This window comes from Streptomyces canus (genome assembly GCF_001514145.1).
GTDB lineage: Bacteria > Actinomycetota > Actinomycetes > Streptomycetales > Streptomycetaceae > Streptomyces > Streptomyces canus.
In genome coordinates this window covers 41050-67787 of the sequence record NZ_KQ948677.1, presented here as the reverse complement: position 1 = coordinate 67787, position 26738 = coordinate 41050, and the positions used below count along the sequence as shown (strand labels likewise).

Below are 26738 nucleotides of genomic sequence, written 5' to 3'. Positions count from 1 at the left end.
GCCCTGCTTCACCCGAACGCCGCGCGACGCCACCCCGCACCTCCCGAGAGGAAACCGGTGATCACCGAAGCAGAACGTCGCGCAGCCGCGGCTGCCCTCATGCAGGCCGACCATGATCGTCAACCGATCACCCAGCTCAGCTTGACCTATCCCGATCTCGAGATCGTCGATGCCTATGCCATCCAGCAACTGTGGGCTGCGGAGCGGGTGGCGGCCGGAGCCCGGCTCGTCGGGCACAAGATCGGTCTGACGTCTCGTGCCATGCAGATGGCCTCGCAGATGACGGAACCCGACTACGGTTTCCTCACCGACGACATGGTCGTCAACGACGGCGCCTGTCTCGACGTGAGCCGCTACACGAAGCCCAGACTGGAGGTCGAGCTCGCGTTCGTGCTCGGCGCGGACCTGTACGGGCCGAACCTGCGCGTCCACGACGTCCTGCGGGCGACGGAGTACATCGTCCCCGCGCTCGAGGTCATCGACTACCGCACCGAGGTACCGCGCGCGATCACCGACACCATCGCGGACAACGCCGCCGCCGCGGCGATGGTCGTCGGTGGGCGGGTCGTGCGCCCGATGGACCTCGACGTCCGGTGGGTGGCCGCGACATTGGCGAAGGACGGGGTGATCGAGGAGTCCGGGGTCTCGGCCGCCGTCATGGGACACCCGGCGGCGGGCATCGCCTGGCTCGGGAACAAGCTCGCCGCGGTCGGTCGGCATCTTGAAGCCGGCCAGCTGCTGCTGTCGGGCTCGTTCACCCGACCCGTCTCGGTCGAATCGAACACCGTCATCCACGCCGACTTCGGCCCGTTGGGCTCGATAGGGGTGGCGTTCCGGTGACCGTGCACCACGCGCCGGCCGGCGCATCGCGGCCCTCACCGGGCCAGTGGCCCCTGCCGCCGAACGCGTTCAAAGCGGCGCTTGCCCGAGGCGAGCAGATGATCGGCATGTGGTGCTCGTTGGCAGATCCGTATCCCGCCGAGATCGTCGCCGGCGCCGGCTTCGACTGGCTGCTTCTCGACACCGAACACTCGCACGCCGATGTCGCGACCGTGCTCTCACAGCTCCAGGCGGTCGCCCCCTACCCCTGCTCGCCGGTGGTGCGTCCCCCGGTCAACGATCCCGTCGTGGTCAAGCGGCTCCTGGATGTCGGCGCGCAGTCACTGCTGATTCCGCAGGTCGAGTCGGCCGAAGAAGCGCGCGCCGCCGTCGCCGCCACCCGTTACGCCCCCACGGGCGTCCGCGGCGTGGCGGCACTGACCAGAGCGACCCGGTTCGGTCGGGTCAAGGACTATGCCGAACTTGCGCACACCGAACTGTGCGTGCTCATCCAGGTCGAATCGCGGCACGCCCTTGAGCAGATCGGGCAGATCGCGTCCGTCGACGGCGTGGACGGGATCTTCATCGGCCCCAGCGACCTGGCCGCCAGCCTCGGTCACCCCGGAGACCCGAACGCGCCCGGCGTCATCGAGGCGGTGGAGAAGGCAATCGGACGCGTGCTTGCGGCGGGCAAACCGGCCGGCGTCCTGACGACCAACCCCACGTTCGCGCGACGGTGCATCGATCTCGGGACCACGTTCACCGCCGTCGGCGTGGACGTAGGCCTGCTGGCACGCGGGGCCGACGCCCTCGCCCAGGCTTTCTGGCAACACGCCGCGGCGGCAGCCCCGCCCGGCACCGCGCGCGGGTCCTCGGAGACCCTATGAGGGTGGAGTCGTAGGGCCTGCCATCACGGGTCCGGAGTTCACCACGAAAAGACGTAGGCTTCGCCACGCCGTGGCCGACACCGTCCCGCAGCGGATCGCGCCTGGCCTGGCCACAGCTCCGCTGCCGCCGTAGGCCTTCTCAGGCGTCTCTCCGCGACCCTGCCTGACGTAAGTCACGCGGATGACTCGCAGCCCGGTGACTTCGCCGGCGGGCCCAGCAGGCGGGGCCCCTGCCGCTCAGCGGGACGCCGAGCGGCAGGGGCTCGCCTCAGCGAGCGTGCCCCGGGGCGGCTGCCAGCCTGGCGAGAACGTCCCGGCCGACCGCGCGACTGACGCAGATCACGCCGTCGTGGTCGAGCGCGGTGCGCGCAAGGCCTCGTCGACGCGCACGAGTTCGTCAAGCATCGCTGTCGCGGATCCGCTCATGACATCGTTCGCAACCAAGCCCCTTTCCTCGTCGATGAGTTGGTGCGCGAAGGGAACCGACACCGACTCGACGGCCGGTGTCATTTTCAAGGTGGTAACGACCTGCTTGATCATCTGCGCGGCCCGGGTGCCGGCCGAGACACCGCCGTAGCTGACCAGGCCGACCGGCTTGTACTGCCACTCTCGGTGCAGGAAGTCGATAGCGTTCTTCAACTCGGCGTTGTAGCCGAAGTTGTACTCCGGCATCACGAACACGAAGGCGTCCGCCTCCGCGACCTTGGCGCTCCAGTCACGGGTGTGCTGGTGAGTGTACGTACCCAGGCGCGGGTGGTGCGGCTCGCCCATGAACGGCAGGTCGACCTCGGCCAGGTCCACCAGCTCGATGTCGTCGAATCCGCCGTGTTCCTTGGCGTGGCTCTCGAACCACTCACCGATGGTCAGGCCGATCCGGCCCGGCCGGGTGCTCGCGATGATGATCTTCAGCTTGGTCATGGGCAGCAGCCCGCCGGCACGCCGACATCGGGGGCCGGGTCATCGACGGCATGTGGAGCCGGGTGCCCTTCGACTGCAAGCAAACAGGTGCTGCCCCGCCGGCCCATGACCGCTGCCGAGGCGGTGGGCACAACGGACGCCGCCAGTAGTTGGCCTGTCCAACAAGGCCGCCGGTAAGGTCGTCCCTGTGACAGGGGAAGAGACGACATCAGGAAAGTCGGGAGCGGCGTCCGGCAGGCAGCAGCGCCGGAGGCACCCCGATGATCGCGGTCGTCAACGTGACCCGGTGGGCACCCGGCGGGCCATCCTGTCCGCCGCCGCAACGGAGTTCGGCACCCATGGTTTCGACGGGGCCCGGGTCGTACGGATCGCGGAGTCGGCCGGCGTCAGCCATCAGCTGATCACCTACTACTTCGGGGGCAAACGAGGACTGTACGAGGCGCTGAGCGATCAGTGGCTCGAGGAGTCCATGCGCGTCAGCCAGGCCCGCACCTTCGCGGATGCCGCGCGGCGCTACGTCCACTGGGCGCACGAGGACCCGCGGTGGGTGCACACGCTCACGCGCGAAGAGCCCGGCACGCGCCCGCCCGCCGAAGACGAGCGGGCCGCCGAGCTGTTCAAGCACGTCGAGGAACTGCGCGAGCGGCAGGCGCGCGGTGAATTCCGGAGCGACCTCGACGTGGGGGCCGTGGCCCTCGTCTTCTTCGCCGCCTCGATCGCTCCGGTGGCCATCCCGTGGATCGCCAGTGAACTCTGCCAACAGGACCCAGAATCACCGGAGTTCATCGACCACTACGCGGAGCAGGTGGGCCGGATCGTCTCCGCGCTCGCCGAAGCGACAACGGCGACGCAAGAGGCACAGGAGGCACAGGACGAGGGCTCGCCGGTGGACGGCGAGCCCCAGGACTGACGACCACCGGACCCCAAGGTTCCGGGAATCCGTACGCCGCTCAGCCGGGCGGCAGCCGCCGGGCCATCTGGAGGTGCGCCAGCTGCCAGCCGCCCGACGGGGAGCGCACCCAGACCCGGGTGACGGCGGCCTGGATGACGAACGGGGCCAGCTCGGGCACGAAGGCGACCCGCATCTCCTGGAGACAGCTGACCACGGCCGTGGTGCCGAAGCGCTGGACGGTCACGTCAAGGGTGTCCACCTGACTGGTACGGCCCAGGCGTGCCGCGTACCGCAGCCAGTCGTCCACGCCGTGGATGTGGCCCACCGCAGAGTGCACGATCACGCAGTCGGGATGCATCAGAGCGCGGAGCGCCGGTTCCGGGTCCGGGAGGGTCTGTGCGGCGAGCCAGGCGGCCTCGGCCTCCTCGACCGTGGCGGGAGCGGAGGCGGGGACGGGGGCGGAGACGGCGAGGTCTTTCGCCACGGTCGATGAGGTGGTCAAAGCTCCAGCTCCAGGATCGGGGACTTCGACCGGGACGAGCACGGGGTGAACAGACCCTCCCCGCGCTCCTCGTCGGTCAGGACGTCGTCCCGGTGGTCGGGCTCACCGGCGCGCACCCGCACGATGCATTCGCCGCAGATGCCCTGTCCGCACGAGTTGGGCGCCTCGACACCGTTCGCCAGCAGGACGTCCAGGACGCTCTGGTCCCCGGGGACGAGGTACTCCGCTCCCGTGGAGGACACGCGCACGGTGAATCCGCCCTCCCCTCCCCCGCCGCGCTCGGCCGCGGCCGTCGACGAGGCGCTGAAGCGCTCCTTGTGCAGGGCGGACGCGGGCCATCCGAGCTCGGCCGCCCACCCCAGCGCGTAGTCCATGAACCCGCCGGGACCGCAGACGTAGACCGCGGTCCCGGGAGCGGGGTCCCCCAAGTCACTTCCCAGGTCCAGGCGTTGCTCCGGGGGCTCGTCGTCGAAGTGGAGGGTGACCCGCGGGTGGTTCTCCAGGTCGGCGAGGAAGGCTGCCTCGCTCCGGCTGCGTGCGCAGTAGTGCAGGTGGTAGTCGCCCCCGGTGGCGTCGAGGCTCTGGGCCATCGACAGCAGGGGGGTGATGCCGATGCCGCCCGCGAGAAGCACGTGCCGGCGCGCGGACGTCAGGCCGAAGCGGTTGCGCGGTGCGGCGATGCGCAGAGTGTCGCCCTCGGCGAGGGCGTGCATGGCGCGTGAACCGCCGCGCGAGGCGGGCTCGTCGAGGACCGCGAGCCGGTACTGCTTGCGGATGCCCGGTGGCCCGCACAGGGAGTACTGCCGGATCAGTCCCGCCGTACCGACCTGTACGTCGATGTGGGCGCCGGGCTCGTGCTCCCAGAGCTCGTCGCCGTCGGCCCGGGCGAGGTCGAAGACCGCGATTCTCGGCGTGGCGTCGTAGCGGGCCACGACGACCGCGTCCGTCCAGGTGGTGCTCACGCTTCGGTCACGCCCCTGCCGCCGTGGGCGCTGCCGCCCGGTCCGTTCCTGTGGGCGCCTCCGGCCGGATGGAGAGGCCTGCTTCCACGCGGCGGACCGGCTCGCCGGGGGTGGCGGCGCCGAGCGGGGTGCGTCCGGCCTCGACATCGTCCAGCATCGTGCGCAGCATGCGCCGGAGCATGACGACGCCCTTGTCGGACGGCGCCAGGGTCTCCTCGGAGTGCTGGGTGATGGGGCCCTGTGACCACTGGGCCTCGTAGTCGCCGGGGAAGCGCTGCTTCTCCTCCTCGCTGAGCTGCCAGCCGTCCTTGCCGTTCTGCTTGATGCCGAACATGAAGGACGTGGCCCGCTCGGGGTCGGCGGAGCGGATGGAGAAGACCAGCCGGTGGTGGGTGTCGTCGGCGGGGACGACCCAGATCAGCATGTCGTTGCGGACGTCGGGGGTCGAGCGGATGAAGTCGGGCAGCGCGATGATGTTGGGCAGCATGCACTCCACCGACCACTCCAGGTCGACGGGCGCGCCACCCTCGCCCTTGGCGTCCTGGTAGCGCCAGATGTACTTCACGCCGTTGTCGGTGCGGTGGTAGGTGGTGCGCTCGGCTGCGGTGCGGTGGTCGTAGTAGTGCTCGGGGAAGCCGGTCGTGCCGGTGCCCTGGAACTGGAACCCGCTGTGGTTGGAGTGCAGCCACGCCGCGTGCACGGGGTCGACGGCGTTCTCGAACAGCTGGAGCCAGTTGTAGTCCTGCTCCAGGCCGATGACCTCGGCGCCGGGCACCATCCAGCTGGTGTGGTAGCTCTCACCCTCGCCCAGGGGTTCGAGGCTGTCGTAGCGCGGCAGCAGGGGCCTGAGCTCGGGCGGGCCCATGTAGACGAAGACCAGGCCGTAGGCCTCCTCCACCGGATACCACGGCTGACGTGCGAGATTGCGGCGCTTGCCGCCGTCGATTTCGCAGGCCTGGTCCAAGCAGTGGCCCTGCACGTCGAACTTCCAGCCGTGGTAGCAGCAGCGGATGCCATCCTCCTCGATGCGGCCGTAGAAGAGGCTGCTGCCGCGGTGCGCGCACCGCTCGAAGACGACGCCGGGGCGGCCCCGGCCGTCCCGGAAGACGATCAGGTTCTCGCCCAGCAGGCGCACGCGGTGCGGAACGTTGCTGGTCAGGGCGGTGGAGCTGGCGATCGGCTGCCAGTGGCGGCGCAGCGCCTCGCCCATCGGGGTGCCGGGGCCGACCTCGGTCAGGCGGGCGTCGTGGGAGGAGGGCTTACGGCCGTAGCCGGTTCCCGTGTCGGGCACGGTCGTGTCGGTCATGTGGACCATCTCCTCGGCGTTGAGGCAGTGGGGACGCTTGGACGAGGGCCGTTCGAGGGGTCGGACGGCCCGCGGTCGAGGTTGCTTCGCGCTGTCGCGAGGCGTTATGGCACGAGCGTGCGGCGGCTCTCCGGCACGCTCGGACAGGGACGGACAGGCACGGCGAGCGGTGTGCACCCCTGCGGCGTTCATGCCGTTGTACGGCCCTGATGAAAAACTGTCAATGGCTCCGACCTGGTTTGATGAATTACTTGCAGACCCCTGTCGGATCGCCGGACGCCCTTGTTACGGTGACCCGGCACCGAGGTGACGACCCGCTCACGGACTCCGCCACACCTCGCGACAACACCTGAGAACGTGCCGAGCCGGCGACCGCCTCCCCGCGAATTTCCGTAGCTCCTCCAGCGCGCGTTCGCTCCAGAGCCGAAGGAGACGAGATGTCCGGACCCACCGCAGGACCCTCCGTATGAGCGCCGGGCACGGCACCGAGTACGACTACGTCGTCGTCGGCGCGGGTACGGCCGGCTGCGTCCTCGCCGCGCGCCTGTCCGCGGACACCGGGACACGGGTGCTGCTGATCGAGGCCGGCCCGCCCGCGGACCGCGGCCTGCTCGTTCAACTCCCCCTCGGGGTCGGACTGTTGTCGGGACGCGAGGACATCGGCTGGGGTTACGAGTCGGAGCCCGAGCCGGGCCTGAACGGCAGGCGTATCCCGGTCCCGCGTGGCCGGCTGGTCGGCGGCACCGGATCGATCAACGGCTCGACCCATGTCCGCGCGCACCGCCTCGACTACGACGACTGGGTCAAGTCCGGTGCGGCAGGCTGGGGTTGGGATGACCTGCTGCCGTACTTCCGCCGCTCGGAGAGCAGCTGGCGCGGGGACACCGAGCACCACGGCGGGTACGGACCCGTCACCGTGTCGACCACGGTCCGGCGAGGTCCCTTCGGCCGCCGTCTGGACCGCGCCGCCCGATCGCTGGGCATCGAGTTCCCCGACGACACCCAGAGCGGGGACCCCACCGGAGCAGGCCAGGTCGAGAACGCCATCCACCGCGGACGACGGCACAGCACCGCCGCAGCGTACCTGCGCCCCGCGCTACGGCGACGCTCCGGCCTCGCGCTGCTCACCGGGGTGCTGGTGGACACGCTCGTGCTCGACCGGGGACACGTGACGGGCGTCCGCGTCGTGAAGGGCGGACAGAGCCGGGTGATCCGCGCGGCGCGCGAAGTCGTGGTCTGCGCGGGTGTCTACAACTCGCCGCAGCTGCTGATGCGTTCGGGCATCGGACCGGCGGATCACCTGCGCGGGCACGGCATCGAACCGGTGGCGGACCTGGCCGGCGTCGGCGCCAACCTCCAGGACCACCCGGCGGCTCCCGTGCTGTTCGACGTCAAGGATCCGGTGACCTTCCACGAGCACCTGCGCGTCGACCGCGCGGCGGTGGGCGCGCTCCGCTGGTTGCTCACGGGGAACGGTCCGCTGGCCGGGATGCCCGAGTTCCTCTCCGCGTACATTCGCACCCGCCCCGACCTGGACCGCCCCGACGGGTTCCTCGGCATCCTGGGCGGCGGTTTCGACGCCCGGCCGTGGTTCCCCGGCATCCGGCCGCTGAAGAACCGGCACTGCGTCGCCCTCAACGCCGTCGCGACCCCCCGCAGCCGCGGCGAGGTCAGGCTGGGCTCCGCCGACCCTGCCGCCCCGCCGCGGATCACGTTCAACCTGCTCACCGAGCCGGAGGACGTCGCCGCGCTGCGGGAGACCGTACGCACCACGCTGGCCCTCCTGCGCAGCCCCGAGGTCTCCCCGATGATCCGGGCCGAGCTCGCACCGGGCCCCGACGTGCGCACCGACGCCGACTTCGAGCGCTATCTGCGCGAGACCGGTTACTCCGCCAACCACGCCTGCGGCACCTGCGCCATCGGCACCTCCGAGGCCGCGGTCGTCGACCCCGAGCTGCGGGTGCGCGGCATCGACGGGCTGCGTGTCGTCGACGCGTCGGTGCTGCCGACCGTGCCCGGCGCGAACATCAACGCCACCGTCATCGCCGTGGCGGAGAAGGCCTCGGACCTGATCCGCGGGATCCCGGCAGCCTCCGGCGCCCCGCTCCATGAGAGGACCGCGGGATGAGGGAACCGCTGTCGTACGCCATCGCGCACAAGGCGGCCGAGGCCGCGCTGGACGCGGCCCGGGCCGAGGGGGCGCGGATCTGCGTGGCGGTCGTCAACCGCAGCGGCATCACCAAGGTGCTGCTCAGCGACGACGGAGTCGGCCCCATCGGGATCGAGACCGCGCGCCGCAAGGCCTACACCGCCGCCGTCACCGGCGTGCCGACCTCGACGTTCGCCGCTTTCGCCGCGTCACCCGCGATGGCGGTCGCGCCCGTGCAACTCGTCGACGCAGACCTCCTCGCCGTACCGGGCGGGGTGCCCATCACCGTGGACGACGGCGAGGTCATCGGTGCCGTCGGCGTCGGCGGAGCCGACGCCGAGACCGACGAACGACTCGCCTCCCGCGCCCTGGAAGGCCTGAAGGACCTGATCGCGTGAGCGCCCCTGCCACCCGTGACATCAAAGGAGAACGACCGTGATCGAGGACTTCCTCGTCGTCGAGGGCGTGGCCCACAACTACAACTTCCGGCCCGAGAACTGCGTCAACCCGCACATCGGGGCGGCCATCGCCGAGCACCTCTACGGCCTGCACAAGCGGGTCAGCGGCCCCGAGTACACCCTCGAGCGCTCCACCTACATGCAGGGAGCGGGCGCGGACATCATCGGCCGGGCCCTGCTCGCGGAGAGCCAGACCGATGTGATCGCCTACCACGAGACGCCCATCTACGGCCACTTCCGGGACGGGGGCTCGGCGCTGAGCGTCGGCCTGGAGATGCGCGAGAAGTGGCCGGAGCGCGTGCTCATCTACGGCGCGGTGTCCCCGCTGCGCCCCGGCGCCCTGGACCGGGTGGACGAGCTGGTGGAGAAGCACCGCGTCAACGCCCTCAAGCTCTATCCGATCGACGTCGTCGAGGGCCGGGTGACCGCGCTGGACATGGGTGACCCGGAGGTCTGCTTCCCGCTGCTGGAGCGGGCCCGGCAGCACGGTCTGAAGGTCGTGGCCATCCACAAGGCCCTCCCGGTCGGGCCCGGTCCGACCTCCGCCCTCGGGATGAGCGACGTGGAAGCCGCCGCGCTGGCCTTCCCCGACCTCACCTTCGAAGTCGTCCACGGCGGCATGGCCTTCGTCGAGGAGACGGCCCTTCAGCTGGAGTCCTTCCGCAACATATGGGTCAACCTGGAGGCCACGTCGTTCATGGCGGTCTACGCGCCCCGCCGCTTCGCCCAGGCGATGGGTGCCTTCCTGCAGGCCGGTGCCGCCGAGCGGATCATCTGGGCGACCGGCTGCGACGCCGTCCACCCCCGGCCGGCGATCGAGGCGTTCTGGAACTTCGAGATGCCCCGTGACCTGATCGAGGAGTACGGGATGCCCGAGCTCACCAAGGAGATCAGGGCCGACATCCTCGGCCGCAACTTCCTGCGGATGCACGGCATCGACGAGAAGGACCTCCGCGCACGCATCCGCGGCGACGAGTTCGACACCACCGAACTCCAGGAGCCGTGGGGCGGACGGGTCGCCCCGGTCGACGAGGTACTGGCGGGTGCCCGATGACGGTCACGGAAGCCCAGGTCCGCGCGACGCTCAACGAGATCGTCGATCCGTGCAGCATCACCGCGGGAGTCCCCGCCGGACTCGACGACATGGGACTCGTCGGTGACGTTCGTGTACAGGACGACGGCGCCGGCGGTCAGCGCATCGCGGTCACCGTCGGCGTGACCGAGCCAAGCTGCGTGCTCATCGGCTCGTTCGCGACCGAGGCCCAGGTCCGGCTCACGGCTCTGACCGGAGTGTCCGCGGTGGACGTGCGGCTGGCGGACGACTTCGACTGGACTCCGGACAGGCTCGCACCGCACTACCGGCAACGGCTCGACGAACACCGTGAACACAAGCGTCGTGCCCTCCCCCTTCTCGCCATGACCAGGACAGGACCAGCAGGTGACCAGTGAATCCCCACAGCAGCCGCACACCGTGGACCTGACGGACGTGGCGGGGAACAACGCCGCCGTCATGGGCCGCTTCATGGAAGGGCTCAGCCAGGCACCGCTACCGCCCGAGAAGGTCGACCCGACTCCCGTCCGGGTGGTGCGCGACGTCGCGTACGGCGCGGCACCGGGCGCGGACCTGCGGATGGATCTGTACCTGCCCACGACGTCCTCGACGGCCCCCACCCCCGTGATCGTATGGCTGCCGGGTGGCGGCTGGCGGCATCAACGCCGGGGCTACGGACCCCACTTGCCCCGGCTCTTCGCCGAACGCGGATACGCCATGGCGGACATCGAGTACCGCTCCTCCGAGGTCGCCGTCTGGCCCGCGCAACTGCACGACGTCCAGGCCGCGTTGAACCACCTGCACGACCTCGCGGACACCCACGGCCTGGACCCGGCGTCGATCGGCCTGTGGGGCAGCTCGTCCGGCGCACACCTCGCCCTGCTCACGGCCTTCGCCACCGACGCCGAAGGCTCCCCCGCGGCACCCGGCGTACGCGCGGTGGTGGCGGGCTATCCCCCGACCGACCTGCTCCGGCTCGATGAGGACGCGCTGCCCGGTGGAATGCTGGGCGTGGATCGCTCCGATCCGGCGTGGGGTCTGCTGGGCGGCCCGCCGTCGAACCATGCCGCCGCCGCAGTCGAGGCCAGCCCGGCCCGGCAGGCCCACCCGCGGGTACCGCCCGTGCTCCTCCTGCACGGCGACGCCGACCTGCTCATCGGCCCCGCCCAGAGCCGCCGCCTCCACGACACCCTGGTCGCCGCGGGCGCCGAGTCCCATCTGCTGCTGGTGCACGGCGCCGACCACGGCCTCCTCAACACCGGCGCCTGGGAACTGAACCCCAGGACGGCCACGGTGCGGTCCTCCCACTTCCCGGACGCCGAGGGCTCCGTGCGGCTGACCCCCCAGCTGATCGAGCGCTTCTTCGACCGCCACCTGCGAACGGACCCCTGGAACACCTGACACGCCACGGCGCTACGACGACATCGGCCGCGGTCCACTGCCACCTCCGTGACTCACCTCCGACTCACGGCACCGTGCGCCTCATCGTCACTCCAGGCGTCTCGTGCCGACGCGCTGTCCCGTTACTGCTCGGCGTTGTCCACTTTTCGCGGCACGTGACAAGGGTCGGGGTCCGGCGACCCCGCCCGACACTCGCGGTCACCCAGAACAGGACCGCAGTCCAGTACGGCGGAGCCGGGTCTCCGCGTACCGCGACCGAGGTGGGTGAAGCAAGGCGGTCAGGACGGTCTCGGTGCTCCCGTCGGAGTGGACGACCCCGACCTGGTTGACACTGTTCAGCGGCCGGGAGAGCGGTGGCGGCCGGCCAGCCGGGTGATCGCCTTCCGCCGGAACCCGGCACAGTCCGGGCGGTGCGGCAAGAAAGCGGTCTACGACAGCTGGATGCCGAGTCGTTCCGCGAGCTCGTGGGCGCTGACGCCGTACGTCTCCCGGATCCGTACGCCGTCGGGGCCGACGTCGAAGACGCCGTGGTCGGTGTAGACGCGGCTGACGCAGCCGACGCCGGTGAGCGGGTAGGTGCACCGTGGCACGAGCTTCGGTTCGCCGGAGCGGGTGAAGAGCGTCATCATCACGTAGACGTCCTTGGCGCCGATGGCGAGGTCCATGGCGCCGCCGACGGCGGGGATGTCCTCGGGTTTGCCGGTGGTCCAGTTGGCGAGGTCGCCGTCGAAGGCGACCTGGTAGGCCCCGAGGACGCAGACGTCGAGGTGCCCGCCGCGCATCATGGCGAAGGAGTCGGCGTGGTGGAAGTACGCCGCTCCCGGCAGTTCGGTCACCGGGACCTTGCCGGCGTTGGTCAGGTCGGGGTCGACCGCGTCGCCCTCGGCCTTCGGGCCCATGTTGAGCATGCCGTTCTCGGTGTGCAGCACCACCCCGGAGCCGGCCGGCAGATGGTCGGCGATCTTGGTGGGCTGCCCGATGCCGAGGTTGACGAAGGCGCCGGACGGAATGTCGCGTGCGATGACGGCGGCCAGTTCGTCCATCGAGAGCAGGTGGTCGGCGCGCACCTGATCGTTTGGCGTGATGGTCATCGTGCCCCCTGGACGGTGTAGCGGCGGGCCTCGACCTGGACGATCCGGTCGACGTAGATGGACGGGGTGACGACGGCCTCGGGGTCGAGCTTGCCGGGCTCGACGACCTCGTCGACCTGGACGATGGTCGTCGTGGCGGCCGTGGCCATGACCGGTCCGAAGTTGCGGGCGGTCTTCCGGTAGACGAGGTTGCCCATCGCGTCCGCGACGTGCGCGCCGATCAGCGCGTAGTCGCCCTTGATGGGGTATTCCAGCAGGTACCTGCGGCCGTCGATCTCGCGCTCCTCCTTACCTTCGGCCAGCGGTGTGCCGACCGCGGTCGGGCAGTAGAAGGCGCCGATGCCGGCACCGGCGGCGCGCATCCGCTCGGCGAGGTTGCCCTGCGGCACCACCTCGAGCTCGATCTTCCCCTCGCGGTAGAGGCCGTCGAAGACCCAGGAGTCGGCCTGACGCGGAAACGAGCACAGCACCTTGCGCACCCGGCCGGCGGCCAGCAGCGCGGCCAGCCCGACGTCACCGTTTCCGGCGTTGTTGGACACGATCGTGAGGTCGTTCGCGCCCTGCCGGATGAGCGCGTCGATCAGATCGAACGGCATCCCGGCCAGGCCGAAGCCGCCGACGAGGATCGTGGAGCCGTCCTCGATCCCGGCGACCGCCGCGTCGGTGCTTTCGAGGATCTCCGCGCGGCTCATCGGTCCGCCCCCGTGACAGCGCAGTTCTCGAGCACGACGGCCAGGCCCTGACCGACCCCGATGCAGATCGCGGCGACGCCGTAGCGCTGCCCCGTCTCGCGCAGCACCTTGGCCAGCGTGGCGAGGACGCGGCCGCCCGAGGCGCCCAGCGGATGCCCGATCGCGATGGCGCCGCCCTTCTGGTTGACGATGGCGGGGTCGATCTTCCACGCGTCGACGCAGGCCAGCGACTGCACGGCGAAGGCCTCATTGAGCTCGACCGCGCCCACCTGGTCCCAGCCGATCCCGGCCCGGGCCAGCGCACGGTTGGCGGCCTCGACCGGGGCGTAGCCGAAGGCCTGCGGCTCCAGCGCCATCACACCGCGCCCTGCGATGCGGGCGATCGGGTCGGCCCCGATCGTGGCCGCGGCCTTCTCGCTGCCCAACAGCACCGCGGAGGCACCGTCGTTGAGCGGGCTGGCGTTGCCCGCGGTGATGGTGCCGCCCTGCTCCGCCGTACGGAAGACGGGCCGCAGTCCGGCCAGCACCTCCGGCGTGGATCCGGCCCGGATGCCCTCGTCGCGGGCCAGGTCGGCGCCCTCGACCGGTGTCACCAGGTCGTCGTAGAAGCCCGATTCCCAAGCTGCGTGGGCGAGTTGGTGGGAGCGGGCGGCGAACTCGTCCTGCCGTTCGCGGGGGATGCCGAAGCGCTCCTGGAGCTGTTCGTTGGCCTCGCCGAGGCTGACCGTCCACTCCTTCGGCATCCGTGGGTTGACCAGCCGCCAGCCGAGCGTGGTGGAGACCGCGGTGACATCGCCGGCCGGGAACGGCTTCGCCGACTTCGGCAGCACCCACGGCGCACGTGTCATGGACTCCACGCCGCCGGTCAGCACCACCTCGGCGTCGCCGGACTCGATCGTGCGGCTCGCCGTCATCGCCGCGTCGAGGCTCGACCCGCACAGCCGGTTGACGGTGGTGCCGGGCACGCTCACCGGGAGCCCGGCGAGCAGCGCCGCCATGCGGCCGATGTTGCGGTTGTCCTCACCGGCGCCGTTGGCGTTGCCCCACACCACGTCGTCGATGGCGGCGGGGTCGAGGCCCGGCACCCGGGCGAGCGTCGAGGTGATCGCGGCGGCGGCGAGGTCGTCGGGGCGCACCCCGGCCAGCGCGCCGTTGAAGCGGCCGAACGGCGTGCGTGTCGCGGCGTACAGGAAAGCACTCATGGCAGCGACGCTAATCCCCGGCCGCGATATTCTGAAGTACGCATATCCGAGCCGATTGATATGGACGACATATGGATCTGCGCCACCTGCGGTACTTCGTGGCGGTGGCCGAGGAGCGCCACTTCGGTCGTGCCGCCGAGCGGCTCCACATGGCCCAGCCGCCGCTGTCCCAGCAGATCCGCCAGCTCGAAACCGAGCTCGGCGTACAGCTGCTCCACCGCACCACACGCCGCGTCGACCTCACCGAGGCCGGCCGGGCCTACCTGGAGCGGGCGCGCGCGATCCTCGCCGACGTCGACGAGGCCGCCCAGCACGCACGGCTCGTCGCCGCCGGCTCGGTGGGCCACCTGGCGATCGGTTGCGTGGGCTCGGCGACGTACAGCGTTCTGCCCGCGCTCTCGCGGCGGCTCACGGAGGAGCTTCCCGGCGTCGACTTCTCCTTCCGCGGCGAGATGCTCGCGCCCGACCAGGTCGCGGCGCTGCGCACCGGCGCGATCGACGTCGCACTGCTGCGCCCTGTGGCCGCCGACCTCTCCCTCACCGTGCACACACTGCGTCGGGACCGGCTCGTCGTCGCCGTACCGGCCGACCACCCGCTCGCCCGCAGGAAACGGCTGCGGGCGGCGGACCTGGCCGGTGCCGACCTGATCGTGCACTCCGCCGACCGCCGGTCGGTGATGTACGACGTGGTGCTGGGGCTGCTGCGCGACGCGGGCGTCGAGCCGCACATCCGCCACGAGGTCGGCGAGACCTCGACGCTGGTCACGCTCGTGGCCGGCGGCCTCGGCGTCGCCGTCGTGCCCGAACCCGTGACCGCGCTGGCGCTCGACGGCGTCGCCTACCGACCGCTGACCGGGGCCGACGCACGCGTGGAACTGGCAGTGGCCCACCGCGCGGACCGCTCCGAGCCGCACCTGGCGCGCACCGTGGGAATCATCCGGGCGATGTTCTGAGACGTTCACCGACGCCGGGGTGGGCCCCGCTCGGCGCGGCGATCCTACCTGGCGGCGTGGGGTGACTCGGTGAGCCCTGTGCGCGCCGGCCTGCGGAGCTGCCGTCGCAAAGCAGTCGCGCATTGCCGGGCCAGGCCTGCGCGGAAACTCATCCACACCAGCAAGTTGGCCGGTGCTCGCCACGGTCTCGTCGGGCAGCTCGAAGAGTCTGGGCCCGGATCGGCGTCTGAAGGGGTCAGCACGTCGCTGACGGAGCGGCCGGGTGGACCTGTACGAGCACCATCTTCGATCGGATCCCGGTCACTTCCGGCCGTTCATTGTGATCATTCAATTCGGCTGACCTGGTTGCCGGGATCCGCAGCAGGCACTGCTGCGGATCCCGGCAGCGGCAGGTTCAGGAGGCCGGGCCGCAGTTCAGTACGGCGGGGTTGATCCTTGCGCGCTGCACCTTCGCGTCGTGGGGCTCGGCGAAACCGGCGTTGGTGATGTAGAGCCGGTTTCCGCGTACCGCGACGGAGGTGGGTGAAGCGAGGCCGTCCGAGGCGGTCAGGACGGTCTCGGTGGTCCCGTCGGGGTGGACGACCGCGACCTGGTTGAGGCCGTTCTGCGCGGCGAACAGCACGTCGGTGCGGTCGTTGAGGAAGTTGAAGTCGTCGACGCTGGTGAGGCCGCTGGTCACGGTGTGGATCCGGCCCGGGGCTCCGGTGGCGGTGACCGGGATGCGCAGCAGGGTGCCCTGCGCGCTGTTGGAGACCCAGACGGCGCCTCTGTGGAAGCGGAGCCCGTTCGCGCCGAACGGGACGGACGGGTCGGGCGCGAGGGCGGGGTCGGTCAGCCAGGCGGTCGCCTTTCCGCCGGAGGCCGGGACGGCCCAGACCGTGCCTTTGTTGCTGTCGGCCACGTACAGGGTGCGCCCGGCGGGGTCGAGGGCCAGGCCGTTGGGGAGTCCGTCGGTGGGCAGAGCGGCGACGCGGCGAGGGGCGCCGCCCGGGGGCAGCTTCCATATGCCGGCTCGGGAGGCGTCATCAGAGACCACGTTGTAATAGGTGGTGCCGTCGTGGTCGCGCGTGATGCCGCTGAATGCGTCGCCCTGTTGTCCTGCCACGATCACCGTGCTGCGCCCGGACGGGTCGATCCGCAACAGTGCCGGGTGCTCTCCCGCCGCAGTGTGCCCGCCCAGCGTGGAGACGGTCAGCGAGTTGTCCGGGTTGACAGTGATGTTCTCCGGGGAGTCGCCGGCGGTGAAGTCGAGTGCGGCGAGGGCCTTCACATCGGTGACGACCGGTTTCGGGGACGGCTGCTCCGTCGCCGCGGACGCGTACGGCGCCGAGACCAGGACGGCCGCCGCGGCGATCAACGCCGCACGTCCGGACCGCTTCTTCAGGAGGGTTGCCGTGGGGACCGCTACGGAGATTTCCATGTGGGCTTCGCACTCTTCTCGAGAGGACGCAGATGTGCCTGCGCGGGAAGTGGGACATGAAGGGGGGACCGGGACAGTCGCCCCGGCATGTTGGGTGGTCAGCCCTGGGTGGCGGGGAGGGGCAGGAGCCGCCGGTAAGCAGGGACGGCGATGACGGCGACGACGACGTGCATGACCATCAAGGCGATGACGGCACCCCAACTGGTGCCGGGCCGACTGTCGGAGACGCCGACCATGATGTCCGGGATCAGGCTGACGATCAGGACGACGGGCACCAGGGTGCGCAGCAGCCGGGCCGGGTCCGCCGAGCGCGCGCGGATGATCGCCCAGGCGGCAGCGGCAGCCAAGACTCCGAAAACGGTGAGGACGGCGTAGGCAGGCAGTTGGAGGGCCTCGAAGTCGTCCGAGGCGCCGGCGGCGTGAGCTATCGCGGCGACGACGGCGTTGACGGCGACCGCCACGACAGCGGTACCGATCAGACCGCCTGCGACGACGAGACCGCCGGGGCGGGCCGGGCGGGTGGCGAGCTGGTGGCTCATGGTGATTCTCCAGATCGGGTGGGGAGGCGGCAGGGAAAACGGGTCGGGTCAGCCGGCGATGACGACAGAGCGGCGGCTGGTGGTCGTGTCGGTGAGCGCGGTGAGCATCCAGGCGGCGACGTCGGCACGGCTGATCGTGTCCCCCATGCGCAGGGTGGCCGACTCGGGCAGCAGCTTGGTGACGCCTGTGGCGGGGCCGTTCGTGAGGCGGACGGCGTGGACGAGGGTGTAGTCGAGGTCGCTGGCACGCAGCGCGTCCTCGGCGGCAGCCTTGTCCTTGACCATGGCGCCCATGGCCGTGCTGGACATGAGCTTGGCGGGCGCGCTCAGGCGCTCGCGCAGCACGGCGAAGGAGGAGAGCTCCACGAGCCGGGTGACGCCGGTGGTGGCGTCACCGGCTATGACGGCCTGCGTGGCGTCGGTGATGACGGTTCCGCCGGCGGCGCCGAGCGTACCGATCACCGCGCCCACGCCCGACATGGCCTGCGTGACGTCACCGACGTCGGTCGCCTGCCCGGCAACCACGTCGAGGCCGGGCCGGGCGTCCAGCTTCTGGGGTGAGCGGACGAGCGCACGCACGGTGTGGCCCGCTGCCAGGGCCCGGTCGACGACCAGGCGCCCGGTGGCACCGGTGGCACCGAGTACGAGCAGCTTCACGGGAGGACTCCTCAAGGCTTCGATGCTGCACGGAACACCCGGGCAGTCACTTCAAGCGTTAACTCAAAACTAGCCGCAATGACTTCAAGCTTCAAGTGAAGAGGAGGTGGATTCACTTCAAGCATGAAGCATCGGTACATTGGAGGGCATGACGAACACCCCCACTGACGTGGCGCCCCGCTGGCTTGACGAGGAGGAGCGCCGCGCCTGGCTCGGCTTGATGGGCGTCATGCGGCGCCTGGAACACGCACTCGACACGCAACTGCGCGACGAAGGGCTGACGCACTTCGAGTACGGCGTGATGGCGGCACTGTCGGAGTCGCCGCAGCGGGAACTGCGCATGAGCGCGCTCGCCGCGTACGCCGAGGGCTCGCTTTCCCGTCTTTCTCAGGTCGTGGCCCGTCTCGAACGCAAGGGGTACGCCCATCGCCGCCCCGATCCGGCCGACGGCCGCTACACCCTGGCCACCCTGACCGACGAGGGATACGAGAAGATCGTCAGCGCCGCTCCCGGCCACGTCGCCGAAGTGCGCCGCCTGGTGTTCGACCCGTTGACCAAGGCGCAGGTCAAACAGCTCTCCCACATCGGCCGGCGCATCCTGCACGCCATCGACCCCGACCACAGCGACGGCGACCGCGGCTGAGCCCCTCACACCGGCCGGGCGCCCACCCGTGGGCTCAGGCACGCCGACTCCCCGAAGCCGGCGCGCCTCGCGGAGCGAACACAAAGACAAGCCGGCTCGTACGGCCGGCTGCCGGCGCTTCTCACTACTTTCGCTTCTCGCGCATATCGAACACCCCCGGGCAACGGCGTCGCCCAACGAGATGCACAGCCGCCCGGAAGGCGCCAGGCCGCGGGGCCGGCGTCGCGCCGGAGTCCAGACGGCCGATCCGCGACCGGCTCCGACCCGAAAACAGGGAGAGCCGCCGCCTCATGCGACAAAGCGCGAGTCACGATCGCCACTGCGTCCGGCCTCGGCATGAGTCCTACACACGTGCTTCGACAGCGAACTCCAGCTCACCCTGCCGCTTGAGCAGCGTCGTCATCGCATCGAACCGGGTCAAGGTTCCCGGGAGCGGCGGGCGAGCAATGCGAGGTCACGCCGACCGGAACCGGAGATCAGCCGCACAGGGTCGCGACGACGGCAGCGACGCTCAGCCCAGCCGCCGCACCGACCAGGGGGCAGGCCCCAGGCAACGACCTACGCAACGATCTTCGCGACGGAATCACGAGCCTGCTGCGCGATGCGGTCGTCGGTGACGTCGTCCGCCCCGCCCACGCCAATCGCACCGATGACCTCCCCGTCGACCGTCACGATCGGCACGCCGCCGGCGACCGGCAGAAGGTTGGCATCGACCAGGTGGGGAGGCGCCACCTGCATCTGCGGGGACGCGGCGAATGCGGCGAACTTGGCCGTGGGGACGCCACTCACGGCCGACGTGTAGGCCTTGCGTCGCGCGGTCTCCACGCCGAGGAGGCCAACGCCGTCGTCGCTGAGAAGGACCTTCGTGACGCCACTTCGGTTGACCACGACAGCACACACCTTGTGCCCGTCGGCCCTTCCAGCTTCGAGAGCGGCCAGTGCGGCGCCGTGCGCGATCTCATAGCTGAGCGGCTCTCGCATGGAGCGGGTCCTTTCCTCGACGACCGAGCGCCCAGTATGTCGCCGCCCGGCGAAAATGTGAAGCGATCCTCGCATTCACATCACGGGCCCCGAGCTCACTGCGCCGGTACGCCGAGGAGGTACAGGCAGGCGACCCCCACGAGCTCGTCGGAGAGCTGGCACCACGTCAGCGGCCGGTCGGACTCGAACAGTTCGCCATACAGCACGCGGTTCTGACAGGCCCCATAGATCAAGCGATAGACGACGTCCAGGCGCAACTCCGGCTCCGGCGCATCGATCACCGGCACGATCGGCTCCAAGAACTGCCGGAAGACACGCTTGGCGTCCATGGCGGCCTCGGACCCGACCCGAGCCACGGCGGCATCGGTGGCGCCCGCGGCCAGAAAGACGCGCATCAGACGCTCATGCGCCCGATACGTCTCGGTGAGCCCGGTGACCGCCGAGGCGACCAGCGCGGTCGGATCCGTGCGCAGTGGAGCGAAGCGGTGAATGATGTCGGCGCGAAACTGGTCGATCATGTCGTGCTGCAGCGCCGCGAGCAGGCGGTCCTTGTCACCGAACCGCCGATAGACGCTGCCCACCGAGACGCCCGCCCGAGAAGCAACAGCGGCGACAGTGAGCGCCTCGGTACCGCCCTCTTCGAGGAGGGCCGTACCCGCCTCCAGGATCCGCTGCTGAGTCAGCCGGCTGCGCGCCTGCTGCGCCGGGGGCAGGTCGAGTGTCGGTTCGGTACTCACCGCCCCAGCGTAAAGGCAGCCAGGGGCCATACACCTCGGGCATGGACGGCAACATGCCCGACCGACCCGCGACCGAGGCCGCCATCGGGCCACCCCTCCCGGTCCGAGGGAGCACTGAACGTGACTCTTGACGCACGGCGAAGTGAAATGCGAATGTGAATTAACAATCCTATTCGAGTCGCACATGGCGGTGCCCTCGCAGGTGGTCTCCCCTGCCCTGCGCGCGCCACTGGCTGTGCGCCCGAGCCGCACGGGAGACAGCACGATGACCACCACGTCAGAAGTCGACACCGGCACGGCCTACGGTCGCCCGAAGCCCTCGTACAACGCCCGGCTGCGCGAGGTCGGGCCCGGAACTCCCATGGGCGAGGCGCTGCGCCGCTACTGGCACCCGATCGCCAGCTCGGAAACGCTCGTCGCCGGCGCCCTGCCGCAGAAGACCCGCGTACTGGGCGAGGACCTGGTCGTGTTCCGGGACGGACAGGGCAACCCCGGTGTCGTGATCGAGCGCTGCACCCACCGTGGCGCCAGCCTCTTCTACGGCCGTGTCGAGGACGACGGCATCCGCTGCTGCTACCACGGCTGGAAGTTCGACGTCCAGGGCCGCTGCATCGAGCAGGCCTGCGAGCCGGGCCTGGGACGCAGGCGCGACGCCGCCCGTCAGCCGTGGTACCCCGTAGCCGAGCGCTACGGCCTGGTCTTCGTCTACATGGGCCCGCCCGAGCTCAAGCCCGAACTCCCCCGCTACGACGCGCTGGAGGACCCCGCCGAGGACGAGAAGTACTTCGCCAGCTGGCCGGTCCCGCACGCGGCAGTCCTCGGCATGCCGACGGACTTCAGCTGGCTCAACATCTACGAGAACTCCGCCGACCCGACGCACGTCACCTGGCTCCACTCCACGCACAGCGGCTACCAGATGCTGGGCACCGGCACCTTCGGCTACCCCGAGAACTTCTTCGACCCGGCCACCATCGCCGAGCGCCTGACGTACGAGCGCACCGACCACGGCGTGAAATACACCCAGCGGTTCGAGATGGAGGGCGAGGACGGCGAGGTCACCGAGTACGGCTTCGCGGTCGATCAGCACCTGCCCAACGTCTTCGGCCTGCCGGACTACGTGAAGCCCACGCCCGACGGACGGTCGGACCAGCTGCTGTGGGTCGTGCCCTCCGACGACACCAGCCACCGCGTCTTCTTCTCGATCCGCACGAACGACCCCGAGCGCATGGTCCGCTTCGTCATCGGCATCACGCAGAACGGCAAGCAGAACCACGAGCTGACCGACGAGGAGCGCCAGAAGTTCCCCGGCGACACGGAGGCCCAGGGCTCACAGGGAGCGATCACCCTGGACTCCGAGGAGACCCTGGCCACCGGGGACCGCGGCGTCGTCATGCTGCGTCGCATGCTTCTCTCGATGGCCGACGACGTCGAGGCCGGGCGCGACCCGATCAACATCGTCCGCGACCCGTCGGAGGTCCACCGCGTCGAGACCGGCCTCTTCACCCTCGGCAAGCGCCCGGCAGGCGACGACGCCGCGGCCGCCGCCGTCTGAGCCAGAACCATGAGCAACGAGTGGTTCGACACCATCGTGGTCGCCCGGCGCGACGCGACCGCCCGGATCGTGGTGCTCGACCTGGTCGGTCGCGACGGAGCCGAGCTCCCGGAGTTCGCCGCCGGTGCCCATGTCGACGTCCTCGTGGACAGTGCCGCCGGGCTGGTCCGTCAGTACTCCCTGTGCGGGCCGCCGCACGACCGCACCCGCTATCGGCTGGCCGTGTTGGCCGAGGCGGCCTCGCGCGGCGGCTCGCTGGGGATGCACCAGCTCCGTGAGGGCGACAGGCTGCGGATCTCACGTCCGCGCAACAGGTTCGGGGTCTCGGACGAGGCACGTCGCCATCTGCTGGTGGCCGGCGGTATCGGTGTCACTCCCCTGCTGGCGATGGCGCACGCGCTCGAAGCCAGGGACGCGGAGTACGAGTTGCACTACTGCGGCCGGAGCCGGGCGGATTCGGCGTTCGTCGAGGAGTTGGAGCGCAACCCCCGTGTTCGGCTCCACTTCGACGACGGACCGGCTGACCAGCGATTCAGCACCGCCACCGACGTCGGCGGCCCCGACCCCGAAACGGCGCTCTACGTCTGCGGTCCCGGGGGCTTCATGGACTTCGTGATCTCCTCCGCACTCGGAGCGGGATGGCCCTCCGAAGCGATCCACAAGGAGCGCTTCGCGCCCGTGGAGGACACCGCCGCGCACGCGGCCGGCGGGACTTTCACAGTGCGGCTCGCCAAGGCCGGCGGCGAGTACGAGATCAGGGACGGCGAGAGCGTTCTCGACGTCCTGCTCGCCAACGGCGTCGACGCCCCCTACTCCTGCCAGCAGGGAATCTGCGGTGAGTGCATCGTGCGCGTACTCGCCGGAGAACCCGACCACCGCGACGACATCCTGACCGATCGTGAGCGCGCCGACGGCATGTTCACCACGTGCTCCTCGCGAGCACATTCACCGATTCTGGAGCTGGACCTATGACCACCACGTCCAACGCAACCACCGACGCCGTCCAGGCGATCGAGCAGGCAGAGGCCGCATGGCTCGTGGCTCTCGTCGAGGGCGAAGAAGCGTTGATCCCCCTCATGCTCGAGGACAGCCGCGTCGTCCATGGCCCGGTCGGAATGGTCGACGACCGGGAGACCTGGGCCCGTTTTCATGTGGCCCGCCGCCGCTCCGTCTCCGCGAAGGCCACGGAGCTCGAGATCACTGTGCGTGGCAACACCGCGATCACCACGTGCTTCCACGATATGTACACCGTCCTCGACGAGAACCTCCCGCCGTTCCCGATGCAGGAGACCGTGACGAAGGTCTGGGAGGAGACCGCGGAGGGCTGGCGCCTGGCGCACATGGTCATGGGCAGGCGGTTTCCGCCGGTCTGACGTCCCGCAAGGCCGGCGGCACGACCCTCACGCCGCTGTTCGATGAATGGACAGGAGGGTTCAGGGCGTGCCGCCGGTCATGGAGAGTTCGAGGTACATGGTTCCTGCGGCGATCGACATACATGGTTCATGCCGCGATCGCCGCTGTTGTGGAAATGAGGCAACACATGTCAGCCACTGAGATCACGGCACCCACATCCGGCGCGGTCCGCACCAGTGACCTCTTCATCGCGGGTGAGCACGTCGCGGCCAAGGACGGCCGCTACTTCGAGACAACCGAGGCCCTGACCGGCGAACCGATCGCACGGGTCGCCGCGGCCTCCGTCGAGGATGTCAACCACGCGGTGGACGCGGCGGCGGCGGTCCTTCCGGAGTGGTCGGCCCTTCCGCCGGCCGCACGGCGGTCGGTTCTGGAGCGTGCGGCCGTCCTGCTCGGCGAGCGCACCGACGAGATCGTGGCCACGATGAGCCGCGAGATGGGTGCCACTCTGCCCTGGTGCGGCTTCAACGTGCATGTCGCGAAGGGCATGTTCGTCGAGGCGGCAGCCCAGGCGTACGCGGCCGTCGGCGAGGTCATCCCGTCGGACGTGCCCGGCCTCACCGCCCTCGGCGTACGTCAGCCGGTCGGCGTCGTCGTCGGCATCGCACCGTGGAACGCACCGCTGATCCTCGGCGTACGCGCCATCGTGTGGCCGCTGGTGTGGGGCAACACCGTGGTCCTCAAGTCCTCCGAGCAGACGCCGCTCACCCAGGCCGCCATCGTGCAGGTGCTGCACGACGCCGGCGTGCCCGCCGGAGCGGTCAACCTCATCAGCAACGCCCCCAAGGACGGCCCGAGCGTCGTCGAGGCTCTGATCGCCCACCCCGCCGTGACGCGCGTGAACTTCACCGGATCCAGCAGGGTCGGCCGTGTCATCGGCGAGCTCGGCGGTCGCCACCTGACCCGTGTGGTCCTCGAACTCGGCGGCAAGGCGCCTTTCCTGGTGCTTCCCGACGCAGATCTGGAAGAGGCCGCCGCCGCGGCCAGCTTCGGTGCCTTCATGAACCAGGGCGAGATCTGTATGTCGACCGAGCGCGTCATCGTCGACAGAACTGTCGCCGACGAGCTCTCCTCCCGTCTGGCCGAGCGTGCTTCCAAGCTGGTCGTCGGCCCCCCGAGCGATCCCACCTCACAGATCGGTCCGCTGGTCCACGGCGCCGCCCGCGACCACGTGGTCGCGTTGATCGAGGACGCCCGCGCCAAGGGCGCGCAGGTCCTGGCCGGTGGCACGGCCGACGGCCTGTTCGTGCAGCCCACCGTGCTGCGCGGGGTTACTCCGGACATGCGCGTCTACAGCGAGGAGTCCTTCGGACCGGTGGTCTCGATCATCGAGGTGGATTCGACCGACGAGGCCGTCGCGGTCGCCAACGACACCGAGTACGGACTCTCCGCCGCGGTCTTCGGCAGGGACGCGGCCGCCGCCCTCGACGTGGCCCGCCGGATCAGGTCCGGCATCTGCCACATCAACGGCGCCACCGTGCACGACGAACCCCAGATGCCCTTCGGCGGTGTCGGCGCCAGCGGCTGGGGCCGGTTCGGGTCCCGCGCCGCACTGGAGGAGTTCACCGAGTTGCGCTGGATCACCATCCAGTCGGGATCACGCCACTACCCCATCTGAGGATGCGACGAGGTCGTACTGCGCACGTGACACGGCGTGCGCCGCGCCTCCGGTCCGTGCTCCCCTGCCTGTGGTGCCTTGCCGCGGCCTTCAGCCCGGCGGTGGGAGCGGCATGGCTGGCGGACGCCCGAGAAACAGAGGCATCCCAGCGGCTCGACCGAGAGCTGGAGGAGTTCTTCCGGTCCGTCTGACGAGCCCCTGTACCAGCATCTCCACCCCTCCGAGGAGTCAAAATGTCGCAGGCCGACAACGACCGCCACGAGATACGGCGGCTCATCGAGAACTGGGCGCTGTGGCGCGACGCCGGGGACTGGGGCCGCTTCGCCACGGTCTGGCATCCGCGTGACGGCTGGATGAGCGCCACCTGGTTCCAGGGCAGCGCCACCGACTTCATCAAGGCCAGCCGCGAGGGCTTCGAGAACGGCGTCAGCATCCTGCACTTCCTGGGCGGCCACACCGCGGACATCGTCGGCGACCGAGCCATCGCCCAGACGAAGATGACGATCAATCAGCGCGCGAGCGTCGACGGTGTCGAGGTCGATGTCCTGTGCACCGGCCGCTTCTACGACTTCCTCTCCCGCCACGAGGGTCACTGGACCCTGGTGCGCAGGCAGCCGATCTACGAGAAGGACCGGCTCGACGTCGTGGACCCCGCCGCCTCGCTCACCTTGGACCCGGAACTCCTGGACCGGTTCCCGACCGGCTACCGGCACTTGGCCTACCTGCAGACCAAGGCGGGTTTCACGGTGAAGGACGGGCTTCCCGGCCTCACCGGCCCAGCCGTCGAGGAGCTCTACGGCGAAGGCAAGCAATGGCTGGTGGAGGCCTGATGAAGTTCACCCACGCGACCCTTCCCCAGCGGGTGGTCTTCGCGGCCGGGGAGTCACCCGCCGCCGTGGCGGCGGAGGTCGAGGCACTCGGCGGCTCCAAGGTCATGTTGATCGCGTCGGACCGCGAGAAGGAACTGGCCGACCCGATCGCCAAGGAGATCCCGGTCGTCCTGCGTCACGAGGAGGTCGTGATGCACGTACCGGTCGAGGTCGCGGCGCGAGCCCTCCGGGCGGCGGCAGACGCGGGAGCGGACGTCCTGGTCAGTGTCGGCGGTGGCTCGACCACGGGGCTGGCCAAGGCGGTGGCGCTGACCACCGGGCTGCCGATCGTCGCGGTGCCCACCACCTACGCGGGCTCCGAGGCGACCAACGTGTGGGGACTGACCGAAGGCGAGACCAAGACGACCGGCGTGGACGACAAGGTGCTGCCCGCCTCGGTCGTCTACGACGCCGGTCTGCTCACCTCCCTGCCCGGCGAGATGACCGTCGCCAGCGGCCTGAACGCGATGGCGCACTGCGTGGACTCGATGTGGGGACCGCGTGCCGACCCGATCGACCGGGCACTGGCGCAGGAGGGCATCCGCGCACTCGCGACCGGTCTGCCGGCGGTGGCCGACGACTCGACCGGCGTCGAGGGCATCGAGCAGACGCTGTACGGCGCCTACCTCGCCGCCGTCGCGTTCGCCTCGGCCGGCTCCGGGATGCATCACAAGATCTGCCACGTCCTCGGCGGCATGTTCAACCTCCCGCACGCACAGACCCACGCGGTCGTGCTGCCCTACGTGCTGGCCTTCAACGCCCCGCACGCTCCCGAGGCGGAGTCCCGTATCGCCCAGGCATTCGGCTCCCAGAAGGCCGGCGCCGGCCTGGCCACCCTGCGCAGTGCCCTCGACGCGCCGAGGGCACTGCGCGACTACGGCATGCCCGAGGACGGCATCGCCAAGGCGCTGGGTTCGATCATGAAGGCGATCCCCGACAACAACCCGGCCCCCGTCACCGACGCGAACCTGACCGCGCTGCTCAAGGCGGCGTGGGCCGGCGACCCGATCAACTGAAGGAGGCCGT

At 70.2% G+C, this 26738-nt stretch carries 28 protein-coding genes; 16 read left to right on the top strand and 12 right to left on the bottom strand.

What is annotated here, in order from left to right:
• The first annotated feature begins 141 nt into the window (after positions 1 to 141).
• Positions 142 to 840, top strand: a complete 699-nt coding sequence (locus AQJ46_RS44325; RefSeq protein WP_225887580.1) for a fumarylacetoacetate hydrolase family protein — start codon at positions 142 to 144, stop codon at positions 838 to 840.
• The gene (locus AQJ46_RS44320) at positions 837 to 1706 is read left to right on the top strand and encodes an aldolase/citrate lyase family protein (protein ID WP_063803929.1); all 870 of its coding nucleotides are present in this window, start codon (positions 837 to 839) and stop codon (positions 1704 to 1706) included. Before AQJ46_RS44325 ends, AQJ46_RS44320 begins: the two co-directional genes overlap by 4 nt.
• A 339-nt stretch (positions 1707 to 2045) precedes the next feature.
• Here AQJ46_RS44320 and AQJ46_RS44315 read toward each other — a convergent pair whose 3' ends face one another.
• Complete coding sequence (locus AQJ46_RS44315) at positions 2046 to 2624, bottom strand: NADPH-dependent FMN reductase (protein ID WP_059211033.1); 579 nt, start codon at positions 2622 to 2624, stop codon at positions 2046 to 2048.
• Between the two features lie 286 nt (positions 2625 to 2910).
• On the opposite strand from AQJ46_RS44315, the gene AQJ46_RS44310 reads away from it, so the two are divergent.
• The gene (locus AQJ46_RS44310; protein ID WP_059211032.1) at positions 2911 to 3534 is read left to right on the top strand and encodes a TetR/AcrR family transcriptional regulator; all 624 of its coding nucleotides are present in this window, start codon (positions 2911 to 2913) and stop codon (positions 3532 to 3534) included.
• Positions 3535 to 3574: 40 nt separating this feature from the next.
• On the opposite strand, the gene AQJ46_RS44305 is transcribed toward AQJ46_RS44310, so the two are convergent.
• The 3 genes from AQJ46_RS44305 to AQJ46_RS44295 are packed head-to-tail and all read right to left on the bottom strand — an operon-like array spanning position 3575 to position 6286.
• Positions 3575 to 4018 (bottom strand): nuclear transport factor 2 family protein, encoded by a 444-nt coding sequence (locus AQJ46_RS44305; protein WP_059211031.1) that lies wholly within the window; start codon positions 4016 to 4018, stop codon positions 3575 to 3577.
• Entirely contained in the window at positions 4015 to 4980 is a 966-nt protein-coding gene (locus AQJ46_RS44300) for a PDR/VanB family oxidoreductase (RefSeq protein ID WP_059211030.1), read from the bottom strand. Before AQJ46_RS44300 ends, AQJ46_RS44305 begins: the two co-directional genes overlap by 4 nt.
• A 7-nt stretch (positions 4981 to 4987) precedes the next feature.
• Complete coding sequence (locus AQJ46_RS44295; RefSeq protein ID WP_059211029.1) at positions 4988 to 6286, bottom strand: aromatic ring-hydroxylating dioxygenase subunit alpha; 1299 nt, start codon at positions 6284 to 6286, stop codon at positions 4988 to 4990.
• 466 nt (positions 6287 to 6752) lie between these two features.
• Between AQJ46_RS44295 and AQJ46_RS44290 the strand changes: the two genes are divergently transcribed.
• From AQJ46_RS44290 to AQJ46_RS44270, 5 genes are read left to right on the top strand one after another with little or no spacing between them, the layout of a single operon-like run.
• On the top strand, positions 6753 to 8414 hold the full coding sequence (locus AQJ46_RS44290; RefSeq protein ID WP_059211028.1) for a GMC family oxidoreductase: 1662 nt from the start codon (positions 6753 to 6755) through the stop codon (positions 8412 to 8414).
• Positions 8411 to 8833 (top strand): GlcG/HbpS family heme-binding protein, encoded by a 423-nt coding sequence (locus AQJ46_RS44285; protein WP_059211027.1) that lies wholly within the window; start codon positions 8411 to 8413, stop codon positions 8831 to 8833. Before AQJ46_RS44290 ends, AQJ46_RS44285 begins: the two co-directional genes overlap by 4 nt.
• A 37-nt stretch (positions 8834 to 8870) precedes the next feature.
• Positions 8871 to 9947, top strand: coding sequence for an amidohydrolase family protein (locus AQJ46_RS44280; protein WP_059211026.1), 1077 nt, complete (start codon positions 8871 to 8873; stop codon positions 9945 to 9947).
• The gene (locus AQJ46_RS44275; RefSeq protein WP_059211025.1) at positions 9944 to 10342 is read left to right on the top strand and encodes a metal-sulfur cluster assembly factor; all 399 of its coding nucleotides are present in this window, start codon (positions 9944 to 9946) and stop codon (positions 10340 to 10342) included. Before AQJ46_RS44280 ends, AQJ46_RS44275 begins: the two co-directional genes overlap by 4 nt.
• A complete protein-coding gene (locus tag AQJ46_RS44270) occupies positions 10332 to 11345 on the top strand; it encodes an alpha/beta hydrolase (protein ID WP_225887579.1) in 1014 nt (337 codons plus the stop codon). Before AQJ46_RS44275 ends, AQJ46_RS44270 begins: the two co-directional genes overlap by 11 nt.
• Positions 11346 to 11773: 428 nt before the next feature.
• Here the strand turns inward: AQJ46_RS44270 and AQJ46_RS44265 are convergent, their stop codons facing one another.
• From AQJ46_RS44265 to AQJ46_RS44255, 3 genes are read right to left on the bottom strand one after another with little or no spacing between them, the layout of a single operon-like run.
• Positions 11774 to 12436 (bottom strand): 3-oxoacid CoA-transferase subunit B, encoded by a 663-nt coding sequence (locus tag AQJ46_RS44265; protein ID WP_059211024.1) that lies wholly within the window; start codon positions 12434 to 12436, stop codon positions 11774 to 11776.
• Positions 12433 to 13128, bottom strand: a complete 696-nt coding sequence (locus AQJ46_RS44260; RefSeq protein WP_059211023.1) for a 3-oxoacid CoA-transferase subunit A — start codon at positions 13126 to 13128, stop codon at positions 12433 to 12435. Before AQJ46_RS44260 ends, AQJ46_RS44265 begins: the two co-directional genes overlap by 4 nt.
• Entirely contained in the window at positions 13125 to 14330 is a 1206-nt protein-coding gene (locus AQJ46_RS44255) for a thiolase family protein (RefSeq protein ID WP_059211022.1), read from the bottom strand. The genes AQJ46_RS44260 and AQJ46_RS44255 overlap by 4 nt, the downstream gene beginning before the upstream one ends.
• 71 nt (positions 14331 to 14401) lie before the next feature.
• Between AQJ46_RS44255 and AQJ46_RS44250 the strand changes: the two genes are divergently transcribed.
• Positions 14402 to 15283, top strand: coding sequence for a LysR substrate-binding domain-containing protein (locus tag AQJ46_RS44250; RefSeq protein WP_059211021.1), 882 nt, complete (start codon positions 14402 to 14404; stop codon positions 15281 to 15283).
• A 394-nt stretch (positions 15284 to 15677) separates the two neighbouring features.
• Here the strand turns inward: AQJ46_RS44250 and AQJ46_RS44245 are convergent, their stop codons facing one another.
• The 3 genes from AQJ46_RS44245 to AQJ46_RS44235 form a co-directional block, all read right to left on the bottom strand.
• On the bottom strand, positions 15678 to 16703 hold the full coding sequence (locus AQJ46_RS44245; RefSeq protein ID WP_059211020.1) for an SMP-30/gluconolactonase/LRE family protein: 1026 nt from the start codon (positions 16701 to 16703) through the stop codon (positions 15678 to 15680).
• 98 nt (positions 16704 to 16801) lie between these two features.
• Positions 16802 to 17242 carry a DUF6069 family protein gene (locus AQJ46_RS44240; protein WP_059211019.1) on the bottom strand — a complete coding sequence of 147 codons (441 nt, stop codon included), beginning with the start codon at positions 17240 to 17242 and terminating at the stop codon, positions 16802 to 16804.
• A gap of 48 nt (positions 17243 to 17290) precedes the next feature.
• The gene (locus tag AQJ46_RS44235; protein WP_059211018.1) at positions 17291 to 17899 is read right to left on the bottom strand and encodes an NAD(P)-dependent oxidoreductase; all 609 of its coding nucleotides are present in this window, start codon (positions 17897 to 17899) and stop codon (positions 17291 to 17293) included.
• A 148-nt stretch (positions 17900 to 18047) separates the two neighbouring features.
• Between AQJ46_RS44235 and AQJ46_RS44230 the strand changes: the two genes are divergently transcribed.
• Positions 18048 to 18542, top strand: coding sequence for a MarR family winged helix-turn-helix transcriptional regulator (locus AQJ46_RS44230; RefSeq protein WP_059211017.1), 495 nt, complete (start codon positions 18048 to 18050; stop codon positions 18540 to 18542).
• 558 nt (positions 18543 to 19100) lie between these two features.
• On the opposite strand, the gene AQJ46_RS44225 is transcribed toward AQJ46_RS44230, so the two are convergent.
• Together AQJ46_RS44225 and AQJ46_RS44220 are read right to left on the bottom strand one after the other, a co-directional pair.
• A complete protein-coding gene (locus AQJ46_RS44225) occupies positions 19101 to 19523 on the bottom strand; it encodes a GlcG/HbpS family heme-binding protein (protein ID WP_059211016.1) in 423 nt (140 codons plus the stop codon).
• A 95-nt stretch (positions 19524 to 19618) separates the two neighbouring features.
• Positions 19619 to 20260: a TetR/AcrR family transcriptional regulator gene (locus AQJ46_RS44220; RefSeq protein ID WP_059211015.1), complete on the bottom strand. Its 642-nt coding sequence runs from the start codon at positions 20258 to 20260 to the stop codon at positions 19619 to 19621.
• A 265-nt stretch (positions 20261 to 20525) separates the two neighbouring features.
• Here AQJ46_RS44220 and AQJ46_RS44215 point away from each other — a divergent pair, with 265 nt between their 5' ends.
• From AQJ46_RS44215 to AQJ46_RS44190, 6 genes are all read left to right on the top strand, one after another.
• Entirely contained in the window at positions 20526 to 21812 is a 1287-nt protein-coding gene (locus tag AQJ46_RS44215) for a Rieske 2Fe-2S domain-containing protein (RefSeq protein ID WP_059211014.1), read from the top strand.
• 9 nt (positions 21813 to 21821) lie between these two features.
• The gene (locus AQJ46_RS44210; RefSeq protein ID WP_059211013.1) at positions 21822 to 22784 is read left to right on the top strand and encodes a PDR/VanB family oxidoreductase; all 963 of its coding nucleotides are present in this window, start codon (positions 21822 to 21824) and stop codon (positions 22782 to 22784) included.
• Positions 22781 to 23185: a nuclear transport factor 2 family protein gene (locus AQJ46_RS44205; protein WP_059211012.1), complete on the top strand. Its 405-nt coding sequence runs from the start codon at positions 22781 to 22783 to the stop codon at positions 23183 to 23185. Before AQJ46_RS44210 ends, AQJ46_RS44205 begins: the two co-directional genes overlap by 4 nt.
• A gap of 167 nt (positions 23186 to 23352) precedes the next feature.
• Positions 23353 to 24843 carry an aldehyde dehydrogenase gene (locus tag AQJ46_RS44200; protein WP_059211011.1) on the top strand — a complete coding sequence of 497 codons (1491 nt, stop codon included), beginning with the start codon at positions 23353 to 23355 and terminating at the stop codon, positions 24841 to 24843.
• Positions 24844 to 25076: 233 nt separating this feature from the next.
• Entirely contained in the window at positions 25077 to 25673 is a 597-nt protein-coding gene (locus AQJ46_RS44195) for a nuclear transport factor 2 family protein (RefSeq protein ID WP_059211010.1), read from the top strand.
• Positions 25673 to 26728 carry a maleylacetate reductase gene (locus tag AQJ46_RS44190; RefSeq protein WP_059211009.1) on the top strand — a complete coding sequence of 352 codons (1056 nt, stop codon included), beginning with the start codon at positions 25673 to 25675 and terminating at the stop codon, positions 26726 to 26728. The genes AQJ46_RS44195 and AQJ46_RS44190 overlap by 1 nt, the downstream gene beginning before the upstream one ends.
• Positions 26729 to 26738: the final 10 nt, after the last annotated feature.

Coding starts and splice junctions, on each gene's coding strand:
- AQJ46_RS44205 (WP_059211012.1), top strand. CDS start 22,781: ATGACCACCACGTCCAACGCAACCACCGACGCCGTCCAGGCGATCGAG.
- AQJ46_RS44255 (WP_059211022.1), bottom strand. CDS start 14,330: ATGAGTGCTTTCCTGTACGCCGCGACACGCACGCCGTTCGGCCGCTTC.
- AQJ46_RS44230 (WP_059211017.1), top strand. CDS start 18,048: ATGACGAACACCCCCACTGACGTGGCGCCCCGCTGGCTTGACGAGGAG.
- AQJ46_RS44210 (WP_059211013.1), top strand. CDS start 21,822: ATGAGCAACGAGTGGTTCGACACCATCGTGGTCGCCCGGCGCGACGCG.
- AQJ46_RS44295 (WP_059211029.1), bottom strand. CDS start 6,286: ATGACCGACACGACCGTGCCCGACACGGGAACCGGCTACGGCCGTAAG.
- AQJ46_RS44315 (WP_059211033.1), bottom strand. CDS start 2,624: ATGACCAAGCTGAAGATCATCATCGCGAGCACCCGGCCGGGCCGGATC.
- AQJ46_RS44260 (WP_059211023.1), bottom strand. CDS start 13,128: ATGAGCCGCGCGGAGATCCTCGAAAGCACCGACGCGGCGGTCGCCGGG.
- AQJ46_RS44215 (WP_059211014.1), top strand. CDS start 20,526: ATGACCACCACGTCAGAAGTCGACACCGGCACGGCCTACGGTCGCCCG.
- AQJ46_RS44190 (WP_059211009.1), top strand. CDS start 25,673: ATGAAGTTCACCCACGCGACCCTTCCCCAGCGGGTGGTCTTCGCGGCC.
- AQJ46_RS44240 (WP_059211019.1), bottom strand. CDS start 17,242: ATGAGCCACCAGCTCGCCACCCGCCCGGCCCGCCCCGGCGGTCTCGTC.
- AQJ46_RS44250 (WP_059211021.1), top strand. CDS start 14,402: ATGGATCTGCGCCACCTGCGGTACTTCGTGGCGGTGGCCGAGGAGCGC.
- AQJ46_RS44195 (WP_059211010.1), top strand. CDS start 25,077: ATGTCGCAGGCCGACAACGACCGCCACGAGATACGGCGGCTCATCGAG.
- AQJ46_RS44245 (WP_059211020.1), bottom strand. CDS start 16,703: ATGGAAATCTCCGTAGCGGTCCCCACGGCAACCCTCCTGAAGAAGCGG.
- AQJ46_RS44290 (WP_059211028.1), top strand. CDS start 6,753: ATGAGCGCCGGGCACGGCACCGAGTACGACTACGTCGTCGTCGGCGCG.
- AQJ46_RS44265 (WP_059211024.1), bottom strand. CDS start 12,436: ATGACCATCACGCCAAACGATCAGGTGCGCGCCGACCACCTGCTCTCG.
- AQJ46_RS44275 (WP_059211025.1), top strand. CDS start 9,944: ATGACGGTCACGGAAGCCCAGGTCCGCGCGACGCTCAACGAGATCGTC.
- AQJ46_RS44285 (WP_059211027.1), top strand. CDS start 8,411: ATGAGGGAACCGCTGTCGTACGCCATCGCGCACAAGGCGGCCGAGGCC.
- AQJ46_RS44225 (WP_059211016.1), bottom strand. CDS start 19,523: ATGCGAGAGCCGCTCAGCTATGAGATCGCGCACGGCGCCGCACTGGCC.
- AQJ46_RS44200 (WP_059211011.1), top strand. CDS start 23,353: ATGTCAGCCACTGAGATCACGGCACCCACATCCGGCGCGGTCCGCACC.